The sequence below is a fragment of the Roseivivax jejudonensis genome, assembly GCF_900172265.1.
GTDB lineage: Bacteria > Pseudomonadota > Alphaproteobacteria > Rhodobacterales > Rhodobacteraceae > Roseivivax > Roseivivax jejudonensis.
In genome coordinates, this window is the sequence record NZ_FWFK01000004.1 from 286,147 (window position 1) to 300,298 (window position 14,152).

Consider the following 14,152-nt stretch of genomic DNA (forward strand, 5'->3'; position numbering starts at 1 on the left):
TATCTGTGTCTCGACACCTCACGCGACGGGAGACGGGCATGTTCAAAGGATTGGGCGGTCTCGGCGACATGGCCGGGATGATGAAGAAGGCGCAGGAGATGCAGACCCGCATGGCGGAGCTGCAGGAAGAGCTGCACGCGATGACGGTCACCGGCGAAAGCGGGGCGGGTCTCGTGAAGGCGACCGCGTCCGCCAAGGGCGAGCTCAAGTCGCTCGACATCGATCCGTCGATCTTCAACGGCGACGATAAGGAAGTCGTCGAGGACCTGATCCTCGCCGCGATCAAGGACGCGCAGACCAAGGCGAACGAGCGCGCGCAAGAAGAGATGCGGGCGCTGTCCGAGAGCCTCGGGCTGCCCAAGGACATGAACCTGCCGTTCTGAGGCGGGCGCCATGGCCGGATCCGACCGCGACGACATCGACGCGCTGATCGAGCTGATGGCCCGCCTGCCGGGCCTCGGGCCCCGGTCCGCGCGCCGCGCGGTGCTGCACATGATCGCCAAGCGCGGGCAGATCCTGTCGCCGCTGGCGGAGCTGACCCGCAAGGTCGCCGACACCGCGCGCGAATGCCTGAACTGCGGCAATGTCGGCACCGCCGACGTCTGTGCGATCTGCCGCGACGAGGCGCGCGCGACGGGCCTTCTGTGCGTGGTGGAGGATGTCGCCGATCTCTGGGCGATGGAGCGTTCGGGCCAGTTCGGCGGGCGCTACCACGTGCTCGGCGGGACGCTGTCGGCGCTCGACTCCGTCGGGCCGGAGGATCTCGGCATTCCGCGGCTGGTCGACCGGGTATCGGCAGAAGGGGTGACCGAGGTCATCCTCGCGCTGAACGCGACCGTGGATGGCCAGACCACCGCGCATTACATCGCTGACGCGCTGGAGGGCCGCGTGACGCTGTCGTCGCTGGCGCAGGGCGTGCCGATCGGCGGCGAGCTCGACTACCTCGACGACGGGACGATCACCGCCGCGCTGCGGGCCCGCCGCGCGCTCTGACGCGGCGGTGCCGGGCGCGGATCAGCCGCGCGGGTCGTCGCTGTCGTCGTCTTCGTCCTCGTCGTCGTCGTCGTCGGAGCCGTCTTCGGGCAGGTTGAAGAAGCTCTCGGCGTCGGCGTAGTCGCCGTCGTCACGCTCTGCCGTCTCGGGTGCGGCCTCTTCCTCGTTGCCGTCGGTCAGGCTGAACGTCTCGAGCCCCTCGATCGCCGAGGGCAGACGCGGTTCGGGATCCATCTCGAGCGACTGCTCGGTCGAGACGAGCTTGCGACGCGCGTCGTCGTCCATCACCTCGCCGGTCTTCTTCGACGCCTTCTGGATCGCCTCGTCGAGTTCCGACTGGCGGCAGAGGCCGAGCGCGACCGGATCGATCGGCTGGATGTTGGAGATGTTCCAGTGCGTCCGGTCGCGGATCGACTGGATCGTCGGCTTCGTGGTGCCCACGAGCTTGCCGATCTGGCCGTCGCTCAGCTCGGGGTGGAACTTCACCAGCCACAGGATCGCCGCCGGGCGGTCCTGCCGCTTGGACAACGGCGTGTAACGCGGGCCGCGGCGCTTTTCCTCGTCGCGGGCGGCGGGGTTGAACTTGAGCTTCATCCCGCGCAGCGGATCCTTCTCGGCCGCGTCGATCTCGGACTGTTCCAGCTGGTTGTTGGCGACGGGGTCGAAGCCCTTGACGCCCGCGGCCACGTCGCCGTCGGCGATGCCCTGGACCTCGAGCTCGTGCATGTCGGTGAAATCGGCGATCTGCTTGAAGGTCAGGGTGGTGTTGTCCACGAGCCAGACGGCAGTCGCCTTCGGGTGCAAGAGCTTGGCCATGTCATCGTCTCCTAGTGGTCATCTTTCTCGGGCTCCCGAAGCGCGGCCAGCGCCTTCGGAAGCTCCCGGATCGGCCCGGGTCGGGGTTACCGTTGTCGGGGAACTCGACTGGCATATAGTGGCTGCGACGGCGAGAGGAAAGAGCAAATGCGGCTTGTGATGGCCCTGCTCCTGATGGCCGGCGCGGCGCGCGCCGAGGGCGAACGGGCAGGAGAGTTCGACTACTGGGTGCTGGCGATGAGCTGGTCGCCGACCTACTGCGCGCTGGAGGGCCGGGCCGAGGGATCGCAGCAATGCGACCGGCCGCTGGGCTGGATCCTGCACGGGCTCTGGCCGCAATACCATCGTGGCTGGCCGTCCTACTGCCCGACCGGCGCGGCGCCGCCGTCGCGCGCCGACACGCGCGCGATGGCCGACGTGATGGGCACCGCCGGGCTTGCCTGGCACCAGTGGAAGAAGCATGGCACCTGTTCGGGGCTGTCGTCCGAGGCCTATTTCGCGACGTCGCGCCGGGCGTTCGACGCCGTCACCCGGCCCGAGGTGCTGCGCCGGCTGGACGCGCCCGTGCGCGTTCCCGCCGCGGTAATCGAGGAGGCGTTCCTCGAGGCCAATCCGGGCCTTGCGCCCGACATGCTGACGATCACCTGCCGCGACGGCCGGATCCAGGAGGCGCGGCTTTGCCTGTCGAAGGCGCTGGAGCCGGTGCCCTGCGGCGCGGACGTGGTTCGCGACTGCCGGGCGACCGACGCGCTTCTCGATCCGGTGCGCTGACGGCCGCGACGACGACGGCTCAGCGGCAGGCGCGCGCCCGCGCTTCGGCTTCGGGGCTCCACGGGCCAATATCGCGCGCCGAGAGGCGCGTGCCGTCGAAGCCGATCGCCAGAAGCCGCCGCCACGTGCCGTCGGCGGCGACGAGTTCGGGCCGGTCGCCGCAGGCGCGCAGGCCGCCGTGGATCACCGCCTCTCCGATCCGGTGGTTGGTGACGCCCTGCATCGACGCGACCGCGACGAGGCGGTCGCCCTCCAGCCGCCAGAGCCGCAGCACGCGTGCCAGGTGCGGCCGGTCGACATAGGCGATCTCCACCCGGCCGTCGCCGTCGAGATCGGCGGCGGCGAGCGGGGCCAGCCAGCGGTGCCGTTCGCCGATGAAGGGCGTCGCGGCGCGGCGGCCCTCGGCCGACCAGATCGCGAGCCGGGCGCCCCGGTCGAGCGCGGTCTCGACCGTTACGACCTCGGGGGCACCGTCGCCGTCGACATCCCAGAGCCGCGGCGCGAGATCCTCGAACACCATGTCGGCGGGCAGCGTCGCCCGCAGCCGGCGTCCGTCGGTCAGCGTCATCTCGAGGCTGCGCCATTCCAGCGCGTCGCCCAGCACCGCGTGGTCGTAGACCGCCGTGGCGTCGGTGTAGCGGGCGGCGGCGATGTCGGCGGATTGCGCCGCCGCCGGGAGCGCGCCGAGACCGCAGAGTCCGCCGAGCGAAAGCAGCGCCGCGCGAAGCGCGCGACGCCGCCCGGACGGGCGAAGGAGCTGCGCCCAGGGGAACGGGCGACAAAGCTGCGCCCGGGAGGACGGGCGACAAAGCTGCGCCCGAGGGGACGGGCGACAAAGCTGCGCCCGGGAGGACGGGCGACAAAGCTGCGCCCGGGAGGACGGGCGACGGAGCTGCGGCCGGCGGCCGGTCAGATCTGTTTTTCCGGCATCTGCACGACGAGCCCGTCGAGCGCGTCCGATACCTTCAGCTGGCAGGTCAGGCGCGAGCGTTCGGGGTCGGGCTCGTGCGCGAAGTCGAGCATGTCCTCTTCCATGTCCTGCCGCTCGGGGAGCTTCGACACCCAGTCGGGATGCACGTAGACATGGCAGGTCGAGCAGGCGCACGCGCCACCGCAATCGGCCTCGATGCCGGGGATGCCGTTGTCGCGCGCGCCCTCCATCACCGTCAGCCCGTTGGCGACGTCGACGGTGTGTTCGGTGCCGTTCCACTCGATATAGGTGATCTTCGCCATGCGAGGGCCTCCGTTCCTGCGTCGCGGGGATACCTAGAGAAGCGCGTCGCGGGCTTCCAGAGGTTTCGGGCGCGCCGTGGTGCCGCGGCACCGCCCGGGCTGGACGCGATCCCGGATGTTCGCTAAATGTTCACGCATGCGCACCATCCAGCCCCCGACCGGCCCCTGGCCGCGCCCGCCCTCCTGCCTGACCGCCGAGCGGTTGGTGGAGCCGCCCGAGGGCGCACGGATCGCGGTGGCGGGACTCGTCATCCTGCGCCAGCGTCCGGGCACGGCGAAGGGCGTGATCTTCCTCACGCTCGAGGACGAGACCGGCGTGGTGAACGTGATCGTCTGGCGGGCGCTCTACGAGCGCTTTCGCCGGGCGGTGATCGCGGGCCGGATGCTGCGGGTGACCGGCCGGCTGCAGCGCGAGAGCGGCGTGACCCACGTGATCGCCGAGGAGATCGAGGACATGTCCCACCTGCTCGACCGGTTGCTGGACGAGCGCCCGGCGCTTTCGTCCGGCGGGCCGGAGCGGTAGGATCCGCCAAAACGGCGCGCGGTCCCGGCGCGCCGGCCCGACAACGAGCAGGACATGACCGGACGGTTTTTCCCCTTCGCCGCGCTGACGCTGGCCGTTCTCGGAGCGTGCAGCGCCTCCGACCGAGGCACCACGCCCCCCGCCGACGCCGAGACCTCGCAGCGGACCGAGACCGGCGCCGACGGGCGCTGCTACGCGGTCGAGCCGATCCCGGCGATCTACGAGCAGGTGCCCGGACAGGTGCAGGTCGTGCAGGCCGAGATCGCCGAGGACGGGACCGTGATCCGCCCGCCGATCTATCGCAACGCGTCGGTGCCGCGCATCGTCCGGCCGCGCGGCGAGATCCGCTTTGCCGTGCCGTGCCGCGAGCGGGTCACGCCCGAGCTGGTGGCGTCGGTGCAGCGCGCACTCAAGGTGCGCGGCCTCTATGCCGGTCCGGTGACCGGAGAGATCGACGCCGGGACAGAGGCCGCGATCCGCGCCTACCAGTCCGATCGCGGGCTCGACAGCGGGCGGCTGTCTCTCGAGACGGCGCGGGCGCTGGGACTGATCGAGGTGCCGCGCCCCGCTCCGGACGCCGAGGAATGAGCCCGAACGAAAACGGCGCACCCCCGAGGGAGTGCGCCGCATGTCCGTCGTCGGGTGACGGGATCAGCTGAGACTAACGATCACTCGTTCCCGCTTTCCTCGAGGCTGAGGGCGACAAAGCGCGGGCTGCCGTCGCGGCGCACCAGCAGCAGCAGCGACATCCGGCCGGCGTCCCGGGCCTCGGTGATACGCTCCTGCAGGTCCTCGATCGCCAGCACTTCGGTCTGGCCGGCCTCGGAGATCACGTCACCACGGCGCAGGCCCTTTTCGTAAGCCTCGGCACTTTCGTCGACCTCGAGCACGGCGAGGCCGCGCACATCGTCTTCAAGCCCGAGTTCCCCGCGCAGGTCGGAGGTCAGGGGCGACAGCGTCATGCCGAGGACGCTTTCCTCGGACGGCGCCTCTTCCTGCGGCGTCTCGCCGCTCGGGCCGACCTGGGCCGCCTCGGCCTCTTCACGGCGGCCGAGCGTCACGCGGAAGGTCTCGGTCGCGCCCTCGCGGTTGACGACCACGCGCACGGTCTTGCCGACCGCGGTGTTGCCCACCTGGCGCACGAGGCCGCGGGTATCCTCGACCTCGACGCCGTCGAAGCTGACGATCACGTCGCCGGTCTCGATCCCGGCCTCGGCGGCGGGGCCGTCGGGCACGTCGGTGACGAGCGCGCCGGCCGCGGCCTCAAGGCCCATCGCCTCGGCCACGTCGTCGGTCACGTCCTGGATCGACACGCCGAGCCAGCCGCGGCGCGTCTCGCCGTATTCGCGCAGCTGATCGACGACGTTGGTCACGACGTTCGACGACATCGCGAAGCCGATGCCGATCGACCCGCCCGTGGGCGACAGGATGGCGGTGTTCACGCCGATCACGTCGCCGTCCATGTTGAACAGCGGGCCGCCGGAGTTGCCGCGGTTGATGGCCGCGTCGGTCTGGATGTAGTCGTCGTAGCTGCCCGACAGCGCGCGGCCCGAGGCCGACACGATGCCGACCGACACCGAGAAGCCCTGCCCGAGCGGATTGCCCATCGCCATCACCCAGTCGCCGACGCGCATCGCTTCGCTGTCACCGAAATTGACGAAGGGCAGCGGCTCGTCGGCCTCGACCTTCAGAAGCGCGATGTCGGTGTTGGGATCGGTGCCCACCACCTCGGCCGGCATCTCGCCGCCCGAGAAGAACTCCACCTGAATCTCGTCGGCGTTCTCGATCACGTGATTGTTCGTCACGACGTAGCCGTCCTCGGAGATCACGAAGCCCGATCCGAGCGCGGAGGAGCGCCGCATCGGGGCATCATCGCCCTCGGGGTTGCGGAACTCGCGGAAGAACTCCTCGAATGGGGAGCCTTCGGGCACGATCCCCTGCGGTCCCGACTGGCGCGCGACGGTGGTCGCCGTGGTGATGTTGACCACCGAGCCGCTGATGCGGTCGACGAGCGGCGCAAGGCTCTGCGGAGCGCCCTGCGCTGCGGCGCTGGCCACGTGGGCGAGAATCAGCAGCATCGAGAGCGTGGCGATCCAGAGCGCCTGAATCGGGAAGCGCGCGGCGCGCGCTCGGGCGGCGGCGGCACTGGCGGCAGGTCTCGCGGTCGGTCTGACGGTCACGTCTCACTCCTTGTGGATTGTGCCCTTGTGAATTTCGGCGCGGCGGGCCGGGCGGTCGGTCGCGCGCCGGGATCTGTCGAGGACCAAGATAGAGTCCTCGCGGCAAGTCTCAAAGCCCGATCCGCGGTCTCAACCTCTCGTGACCGGGCGCGACGCCGCTCGCGCCCTCAGCCCGCGGCGCATTCGACGCAGCGCGTGGCCGTCGGATCGAGCGCCAGCCGCTTCGGCGCGATCTCCTCGCCGCAGGTGTCGCAGTAGCCGTATTCGCCGTCGTCGAGACGTTCCAGCGCCTGCGCCAACCGGCGGCGCTCGGCATCGCGGCGGGCCTGCCCGGCCTTGGCCATCGCCTGCGATTGCAGCGCGTCCATCCGGCTGAGGCGGCCGACCGATTGCTGGTCGAGGGTCACCACGCCCTGCCCCTCGCGGCCGAGCGCGTCCTCGGCATCGAGCTCCTCGAGCCGCGCGGCGATGCGCGCGCGGGCCTCGTCGTCGGGCACCGCATTCATCTCTGTGATCGCTCCGGTCACGGGCTTTGAGTTTCGCGCCCACATCCTATTTGCTAGGGTGCCGGTGTCAAAGGAGGCTTGCCATGGCAGAAACCCGCGCGAAGGTCGCCGAACTCGATCCCGTCTGGGCCCGCGTCATGCGCGAGGCCGAAGAAGCCGTCGCGAACGAGCCGCTGCTCGGCGGGCTGGTTCATCAGTCGGTGCTGCACCATCCGACGATCGAGCGCGCGCTCGCCTATCGCATCTCGCTCAAGCTCGCCTCCGGCGAGATGTCCGAGCAGATCCTGCGCGAGATCGCCGACGAGGCCTACAAGACCGATCCGGAGCTCGCGCTTGCCGCGCGCGCCGACATCGTCGCGATCTGGGAGCGCGACCCGGCCTGCCATCGCTTCCTGCAGCCGCTTCTGTTCTTCAAGGGCTTCCAGGCGGTGCAATCCTACCGCGTCGCCAACTGGCTCTATCGGCAGGGCCGGCAGGATCTGGCGTTCTTCCTGCAGATGCGCTGCTCCGAGGTGTTCGGCGTCGACATCCACCCGGCGGCCCGGATCGGGCGCGGCATCATGATCGACCACGCCCATTCCATCGTGATCGGCGAGACGGCGGTCGTCGGCGACAACGTGTCGATGCTCCATTCGGTGACGCTCGGCGGGACCGGCAAGGAGGAAGAGGACCGCCATCCGAAGATCGGCGACGGCGTCCTGATCGGCGCGGGCGCGAAGGTTCTGGGCAACATCCGCATCGGGCGCTGCTCGCGCATCGCGGCGGGGTCCGTCGTTCTCGAGGAAGTGCCGGACTGCAAGACCGTGGCGGGCGTGCCCGCCCGGATCGTGGGCGAAGCCGGCTGCGCGCAGCCGTCGATCAGCATGGATCACCTCATCACCGGCGGCACCTGACCCCAGACCCGGCGCGTCAGACCTCCGGCAGACCGGACAGGAGCGGCCCCGGCCGCTCCAGCATTGCGGCGACGTCCGACAGCGTCGCGGCGGCCTGGTCCGGCGTCCAGTGATCCGGATCGGCCACCAGAAGCAGATCGAGCGCCGCATCCTCGCAGCGTGGGCACCGAACCGCCGCCGGCCCGATCGCCAGCATCAGGGTGCGTCCCGCCGGCAGCGGCAGCGCCTCCGGCGCGTGCGGCAGCACGGCGAGCGCGACCGCGGCGGCGCCGTTGCCCCGCGCGGCCTGCCCCGCGCCGAGCGCGCGCGTGCCCGGGGCGGACAGCGCCCGCCACTCGGCCAGGTCCGTGCTGACGGCGACGGCCTCGACCGACGGGAGCGCCCGGCCGAGCGCCTTGGCCGCGAAGGCCCAGAGCGGCGTGGCGCCGTGGCTGTCGCCAAGGATCTCCACCAGCATCTCGAGCCGGGCGGACGCGACGCGCTGCCGCAGGGCGATGGTGGGGGCCATGCGCGACGGCTTGGCGGCTTGCGCTCCGGGCGCAGCCGCGCGCGGCGCGGGCGCGGAGGACGCGGCGCCCTCGGGCGCGGGCGCGGAGGACGCGGCGCCCTCGGGCGCGGGCAGATCGGCCTCCACGATGCGTCCGTTCGGGCCGCTTCCGCTCAGCGTCGCGAGGTCGATGCCGCGTTCGGCAGCGAGCCGGCGCACGAGGGGCGAGGCGCGCGGCCGCGCCGGTGCGGCCGCCTCCGCGGCGCCGTCGGGATCGGACCAGTCGTGCGCGCTATCGTCCATCGCTCTCCTCCAGCGTGACCAGATCGTAGGGTGGCCGCGGGGCGCGGCCCGCACGCCGCGCGGCGACCGCCGCGGCCAGCGGCCGCCGGTGCGCCGCGATCCACTCGTAGGCCTCCTGGTGGGAGGGCCGCTCGCCCGGGCGCATCCCCTCCATCAGGCATTCCGGCACCAGCGCCCGCGTCGCGCCCTCGGGCAGCGCGACGCGCACGCGGTACGCCTCGCGCGCGACGTCGCGGCCGGTGACCTCGACCCGGCTCATCGGTAGCGCACCTGCCGCACCGCGGCGATCACGTCCTCGGCGCACGGCAGCGCCGCCCGCTCGAGCGTCTCGGCATAGGGCATCGGCACGTCGGCCCCGGTGACGCTGGCGACCGGCGCATCGAGCCAGTCGAAGGCCGCGCGCGTGACCTCGGCAGCGAGATGCGCGCCGATCCCGCCCTGCGGCCAGCCCTCCTCCACCGTCACCAGCCGATGGGTCCGGGTGACGCTCTGGGCCACCGTGTCCACGTCCAGCGGCCGCAGCGTGCGCAAGTCGATCACCTCGGCCTCGATCCCGTCGTCGGCGAGCGCCTCGGCGGCCTCCAGCGTCGCCGCCATCGCCGGGCCGTAGCTTGCGAGCGTCACGTCGCCGCCCGAGCGCCAGATCCGGGCGCGACCGAACGCGACGACGTGATCGTCGAGCGCGGGCACCTCGAAGCTCTTGCCGTAGAGCCGCTCGTTCTCGAGGAAGATCACCGGGTTCGGATCGCGGATCGCGGCCTTCAGCAGCCCCTTGGCGTCCGACGCGGCATAGGGATAGACCACCCGCAGGCCGGGGATGTGCGCGAACCACGCGGCAAAGCACATCGCGTGCTGCGCGCCCACCCGCCCGGCCGCGCCGTTCGGGCCGCGGAACACGATCGGGCAGGCGATCTCCCCGCCCGACATGTAGTGCGTGAACGCCGCCGAGTTGACGATCTGGTCCATCGCCTGCAACGCGAAGGACAGGTTCATGAACTCCACGACCGGCCGCTGCCCGGCGAAGGCCGCACCCACGCCGATCCCGGCGAAGGCGGCCTCGGTCACCGGAGTGTCGATCACGCGCGCCGCGCCGAAGGCGTCGAGCAGGCCCTGGGTCACCCGGTAGGGCCCCTCGGCCATGCCGACCTCCTCGCCGATGACGAAGACCGACTCGTCACGGCGCATCTCTTCGGTCAGCGCGTCGCGCAACGCCTCGCGCACGATGAGCGGCGACAGGTGCGCGCCGGCCGGCCATCCGGGCTCGGGGATCGCGGCGGCGCGCGCGCCGCGCGGGCGCGGCCGGGTCACCGGCGCCGGCGCCGGCGCCGCGGACTCGGCGGCCGTCGCCGCCGGCCGGGTCGCGTCGTTGGCCGGAACGAGAAGCGCGATCGGCGTGTCGACCTTGACCGGGTCGCCGCCCTCGGGAACGAGGATGCGGTCGAGCCGGCCGGCCGCCACCGCCTCGAACTCCAGCGTCGCCTTGTCGGTCTCGATCTCGGCGATCACGTCACCCGGCTCCACCGCGTCGCCCTCGGCGACGAACCAGCGCGACAGCCGGCCCTCCTCCATCGCCGGCGACAGCGCGGGCATGCGGATCTCGGTCGCCATCGGTTCAGCCCTCCGCCACGACGTGGGCATGCAGCGTCTCCGCAGCCGGTTCGGGCGCGGCCCGGGCGGCGTCAGCGGCGGCGCTGACCACGTCCTTCACCTCGCGGTCGATGCGCCGCAGGTCGTCCTCGGTGGCGAGTCCGGCCTCGAGCAGGACGCGGCGCAGCCCGTCGATCGGATCGCGCGCGGCGCGCACGCGGGCGGCCTCGTCACGGGTGCGGTACTTGGCCGGATCGGCCATCGAGTGGCCGCGATAGCGGTAGGTGCGCGCCTCGAGCGCGACCGGCCCCTTGCCGGCGCGCGCATGCAGCACCGCGTCGCGCGCGGCCTCGCGCACGGCGCGGACGTCCATGCCGTCGACCGACTGCACCGGCAGGCCGTAGGCGCGCGCCCGGTCGAGCAGGCTCGACCGCGCCGCGGCCCCGGCCACGCCGGCGGCGAAGGAGTTGTTCTCGATCACGAACAGGACCGGCAGGCGCAGCATCTCGGCCATCCGGTAGGTCTCGGCCACCTGCCCCTGGTCGGCGGCGGCGTCGCCGAAATACACGAACGTCACCGCGTGGCGGCCCTGCTGTTTCTGCGCGAGCGCGACGCCGGCGCCGATCGGCACCTGCGCGCCGACGATCCCGTGGCCGCCCCAGAAACCCGCCTCGCGGCCGAACATGTGCATCGATCCGCCGCGGCCGCGCGACACGCCGGTCTCGCGACCGAGGAGCTCTGCCATGAGCGCCGCCGGGTCCATCCCGGCGGCCAGCATGTGCCCATGGCCGCGATACGAGGTGATGCGCTGGTCGCCGGGCCGGGCGGCGGCCTCGATCCCGGTGACGACGGCCTCCTGGCCGATATAGAGATGGCAGAACCCGGCGATCAGGCCCATCCCGTAGAGCTGCCCCGCCTTCTCCTCGAAGCGGCGGATCAGCAGCATGTCGCGGTAGAGTGCCACATCGTCGTCCGACGCCGCCTCGGGCGCCCGGTCGGTCCCGTCGCGTGCCGCCATCGGCGCGCCCTCCCAATCCCGGCCTTCGGCCGTCCTTTGCGTCAAGTCTAGGCGCCGCGCAATATTCTTTCAAGCCGCCATCGCGGGACGACCCCTGCGCGGCCGGGGTGCGTTTTCCGCGGCCGCGGACTGTGCCGTTGCCGCCCGCGCGGCGGCCTGTGCGATTGCCGCCTGCGCGGCAGCCTGTGCGATTGCCGCTTTCGCGGCGGCCTGTGCGATTGCCGCTTTCGCGACGGGGCGCTATGGCTGGCGGCACGCACGCCGTCCGGGAAAGAGGCGAAGAATGATCCGCTGCTTCACGCTCGACGGCCGGCACCTGGTGCCGGCGCCGCGGCTGCGGCACGACTCGATCTGGATCGATCTCGTCGCGCCCGACGCGGACGAGTCCGCCGAGGTGGCCGATCTCGTCGGGCTGCGCGTGCCGAGCCGCGCCGACATGGAGGAGATCGAGGTCTCCTCGCGCCTCTACTCCGCCGGCGGCGCCGCCTACATGACCGCGATCCTGCCGGCCCAGAGCGAGGACGGCGACCCCGAGATGGCCCCGGTGAGCTTCGTGCTCGCCGAGGACCGGCTGGTCACGGTCCGCCATCACGCGCCGCGCGCCTTCGACACCTTTCCCGGCCCCGAGGGACGCCTCCTGCCCGACCCGGCCGACGCGACCGCGGTGCTCATCGGTCTGCTCGAGGCGGTGGTCGACCGGCTCGCCGACATCCTCGAGACCGCCGCGGGCGACATCGACGCCATCTCGCGCGCCGTGTTCCGCCCCGGCGACGCCACCGAACGCGACTTCCAGGCGATGCTGGAACGGATCGGCCGCAAGGGCGACCTGACCTCGAACATCCGCGACAGCCTCGTCACGCTCGACCGCCTTGCGCGCTATCTCGGGCAGATGACCGCGCGCGGCCGCACCGAGAAGGAGCTGCGCGACCGCGTCAAGGTGCTCGGCCGCGACGTCGCCTCGCTGCTCGACCACGCCGGCTTTCTGGCGCAGAAGATCACCTTCCTGCTCGACGCGACGCTCGGCATGATCTCGATCGAGCAGAACGCGATCATCAAGATCTTCTCGGTCGTCGCGGTGATGTTCCTGCCGCCGACGCTCATCGCCTCGATCTACGGCATGAACTTTCGCCTGATGCCCGAACTGGGCTGGCCCTTCGGCTACCCGCTGGCGCTGGCCCTGATGGCCGTCTCCGCCGTCGTGCCCTACTTCTACTTCAAGCGGCGTGGCTGGCTCTGACACCACCGCAGCGCCCCGGCGGCACCACCTCCGCCGCGACGGCCCCCGGATCGCCCCCACCGTCTTCTTCTTGGCGCAAATACTCCGGGGGTGTGGGGGCTGGCCCCCACGCCACCGCCGCAACCCGTCCCGCCGGCCGCCGCAATGCCTGCCCCGGCACGGCGTCTCCAGCAGGATTGCCCCCCGCAGGACCGCGGCGCGCCGCACCGCCAGCCGCCCCAGGGCGTCCGTCAGCAGTTCGGCACGTTGACCGCGAGCCCGCCGAGCGCGGTCTCCTTGTATTTCTCCGACATGTCCGCGCCGACCTGCCGCATCGTCTCGATGCACGCGTCGAGCGGCACCAGATGCGTGCCGTCGCCGCGCAGCGCCAGCGACGCCGCCGACACCGCCTTGATCGCGCCGAGCCCGTTGCGCTCGATGCAGGGCACCTGCACGAGGCCCTTCACCGGATCGCAGGTCATGCCGAGGTGATGCTCGAGCGCGATCTCGGCGGCGTTCTCGATCTGCGCGGGCGTGCCGCCCATGACCGCGGCGAGGCCCGCCGCCGCCATCGCCGAGGCGGATCCCACCTCGGCCTGGCAGCCGGCCTCGGCGCCCGAGATCGAGGCATTGTACTTCACCAGCCCGCCGATCGCCGCCGCGGTCAGCAGGAATTCGGGCACGCGCGACCGGGTCGCGCCCGGCACATGGTCGAGCCAGTAGCGGATGGTCGCCGGCACGACGCCCGCCGCGCCGTTCGTGGGCGCGGTGACGACCTGCCCGCCGGCGGCGTTCTCCTCGTTGACCGCCATGGCGTAGACGCTCATCCAGTCGTTGATCGTGTGCGGCGGGGCGAGGTTGGTGCCGCGCTCGGCCAGGAGCGCCGCGTGGATGCCGCGGGCGCGGCGGCGCACCGAGAGCCCGCCCGGCAGGGTGCCGTCGCCCTCCAGCCCGCGGTCGATGCAGTCGGTCATGACCGTCCAGATCCGCGCCAGCCCGTCGTCGAGCGCCGCGCGCGGGGCGCGCGACAGCTCGTTGGCGCGCTTCATCTGCGCGACCGACAGCCCCGACGCCTCGGCCATCGCCAGCATCTCGGCGGCGGTCTTGAACGGGTACGGCACCGGCGGGCCGTCGTCGGTGTCCTTGCCGCGGGACAACTCGTCCTCGGTCAGCACGAATCCCCCGCCGACGGAATAGTAGGTCTCCTGCAGGATCACGTCGCCCTGCGCGTCGGTCGCCATCAGGATCATGCCGTTGGCGTGCCCCGGCAGCGCCCGGTCGTAGTCGAAGACGAGGTCGCGCCCGGGATCGAAGGCGAACGGCCCGATCCCGTCCGGCGCCACCTGCCCGGTCTCGCGGATCTCGGCCAGCGCCGCCTCCGCGGCGGCGGCGTCGTAGGTCTCGGGCCGGAACCCGGCGAGGCCGAGGATCACCGCACGGTCGGTCGCGTGCCCGACGCCGGTGAAGGCCAGCGATCCGTGCAGCGACCCGCGCAGCCCGTGCGCGGTGTAGTCCGCCGCGCGCACGCGCTCGAGAAACCGCGCCGCGGCCACCATCGGCCCCATCGTGTGCGAGGACGACGGCCCGATCCCGACCTTGAACATCTCGAAGACCGACAGGAACATT

At 71.9% G+C, this 14,152-nt stretch carries 17 protein-coding genes; 7 read left to right on the forward strand and 10 right to left on the reverse strand.

What is annotated here, in order from left to right; genetic code table 11:
• The first annotated feature begins 38 nt into the window (after window positions 1-38).
• On the forward strand, window positions 39-383 hold the full coding sequence (locus ROJ8625_RS12250) for a YbaB/EbfC family nucleoid-associated protein (RefSeq protein ID WP_085792172.1): 345 nt from the start codon (window positions 39-41) through the stop codon (window positions 381-383).
• Between the two features lie 10 nt (window positions 384-393).
• Window positions 394-993, forward strand: a complete 600-nt coding sequence (gene recR / locus ROJ8625_RS12255) for a recombination mediator RecR (protein ID WP_085792173.1) — start codon at window positions 394-396, stop codon at window positions 991-993.
• 21 nt (window positions 994-1,014) lie between these two features.
• Here recR and ROJ8625_RS12260 read toward each other — a convergent pair whose 3' ends face one another.
• Window positions 1,015-1,809, reverse strand: a complete 795-nt coding sequence (locus ROJ8625_RS12260) for a DUF1013 domain-containing protein (RefSeq protein WP_085792174.1) — start codon at window positions 1,807-1,809, stop codon at window positions 1,015-1,017.
• Between the two features lie 147 nt (window positions 1,810-1,956).
• On the opposite strand from ROJ8625_RS12260, the gene ROJ8625_RS12265 reads away from it, so the two are divergent.
• Entirely contained in the window at window positions 1,957-2,580 is a 624-nt protein-coding gene (locus ROJ8625_RS12265) for a ribonuclease T2 family protein (protein ID WP_085792175.1), read from the forward strand.
• Between the two features lie 19 nt (window positions 2,581-2,599).
• Here the strand turns inward: ROJ8625_RS12265 and ROJ8625_RS12270 are convergent, their stop codons facing one another.
• Together ROJ8625_RS12270 and ROJ8625_RS12275 are read right to left on the reverse strand one after the other, a co-directional pair.
• Window positions 2,600-3,184, reverse strand: a complete 585-nt coding sequence (locus ROJ8625_RS12270) for an FG-GAP repeat domain-containing protein (RefSeq protein WP_234984253.1) — start codon at window positions 3,182-3,184, stop codon at window positions 2,600-2,602.
• Between the two features lie 305 nt (window positions 3,185-3,489).
• Complete coding sequence (locus ROJ8625_RS12275) at window positions 3,490-3,813, reverse strand: 2Fe-2S iron-sulfur cluster-binding protein (RefSeq protein ID WP_085792176.1); 324 nt, start codon at window positions 3,811-3,813, stop codon at window positions 3,490-3,492.
• Between the two features lie 136 nt (window positions 3,814-3,949).
• Between ROJ8625_RS12275 and ROJ8625_RS12280 the strand changes: the two genes are divergently transcribed.
• A complete protein-coding gene (locus tag ROJ8625_RS12280) occupies window positions 3,950-4,336 on the forward strand; it encodes an OB-fold nucleic acid binding domain-containing protein (protein ID WP_234984254.1) in 387 nt (128 codons plus the stop codon).
• Between the two features lie 54 nt (window positions 4,337-4,390).
• Window positions 4,391-4,924 (forward strand): peptidoglycan-binding domain-containing protein, encoded by a 534-nt coding sequence (locus tag ROJ8625_RS12285; RefSeq protein WP_085792178.1) that lies wholly within the window; start codon window positions 4,391-4,393, stop codon window positions 4,922-4,924.
• A gap of 80 nt (window positions 4,925-5,004) precedes the next feature.
• On the opposite strand, the gene ROJ8625_RS12290 is transcribed toward ROJ8625_RS12285, so the two are convergent.
• A complete protein-coding gene (locus ROJ8625_RS12290) occupies window positions 5,005-6,414 on the reverse strand; it encodes a Do family serine endopeptidase (protein ID WP_085792440.1) in 1,410 nt (469 codons plus the stop codon).
• 269 nt (window positions 6,415-6,683) lie between these two features.
• Window positions 6,684-7,022, reverse strand: a complete 339-nt coding sequence (locus ROJ8625_RS12295; RefSeq protein ID WP_085792179.1) for a TraR/DksA family transcriptional regulator — start codon at window positions 7,020-7,022, stop codon at window positions 6,684-6,686.
• Window positions 7,023-7,105: 83 nt separating this feature from the next.
• Here ROJ8625_RS12295 and cysE point away from each other — a divergent pair, with 83 nt between their 5' ends.
• On the forward strand, window positions 7,106-7,915 hold the full coding sequence (gene cysE / locus ROJ8625_RS12300) for a serine O-acetyltransferase (protein WP_085792180.1): 810 nt from the start codon (window positions 7,106-7,108) through the stop codon (window positions 7,913-7,915).
• A 16-nt stretch (window positions 7,916-7,931) separates the two neighbouring features.
• On the opposite strand, the gene ROJ8625_RS12305 is transcribed toward cysE, so the two are convergent.
• From ROJ8625_RS12305 to pdhA, 4 genes are read right to left on the reverse strand one after another with little or no spacing between them, the layout of a single operon-like run.
• Window positions 7,932-8,705 carry an E3 binding domain-containing protein gene (locus ROJ8625_RS12305; RefSeq protein WP_085792181.1) on the reverse strand — a complete coding sequence of 258 codons (774 nt, stop codon included), beginning with the start codon at window positions 8,703-8,705 and terminating at the stop codon, window positions 7,932-7,934.
• Window positions 8,695-8,964, reverse strand: coding sequence for a hypothetical protein (locus tag ROJ8625_RS12310; protein ID WP_085792182.1), 270 nt, complete (start codon window positions 8,962-8,964; stop codon window positions 8,695-8,697). Before ROJ8625_RS12310 ends, ROJ8625_RS12305 begins: the two co-directional genes overlap by 11 nt.
• Window positions 8,961-10,313, reverse strand: coding sequence for a pyruvate dehydrogenase complex E1 component subunit beta (locus tag ROJ8625_RS12315; protein ID WP_085792183.1), 1,353 nt, complete (start codon window positions 10,311-10,313; stop codon window positions 8,961-8,963). Before ROJ8625_RS12315 ends, ROJ8625_RS12310 begins: the two co-directional genes overlap by 4 nt.
• 4 nt (window positions 10,314-10,317) lie before the next feature.
• Window positions 10,318-11,310, reverse strand: a complete 993-nt coding sequence (pdhA, locus tag ROJ8625_RS12320) for a pyruvate dehydrogenase (acetyl-transferring) E1 component subunit alpha (protein ID WP_085792184.1) — start codon at window positions 11,308-11,310, stop codon at window positions 10,318-10,320.
• 283 nt (window positions 11,311-11,593) lie between these two features.
• Here pdhA and ROJ8625_RS12325 point away from each other — a divergent pair, with 283 nt between their 5' ends.
• Entirely contained in the window at window positions 11,594-12,547 is a 954-nt protein-coding gene (locus ROJ8625_RS12325) for a magnesium transporter CorA family protein (RefSeq protein WP_085792185.1), read from the forward strand.
• A 230-nt stretch (window positions 12,548-12,777) separates the two neighbouring features.
• Here the strand turns inward: ROJ8625_RS12325 and ROJ8625_RS12330 are convergent, their stop codons facing one another.
• Complete coding sequence (locus tag ROJ8625_RS12330) at window positions 12,778-14,151, reverse strand: L-serine ammonia-lyase (protein ID WP_085792186.1); 1,374 nt, start codon at window positions 14,149-14,151, stop codon at window positions 12,778-12,780.
• Window position 14,152 lies beyond the last annotated feature (1 nt).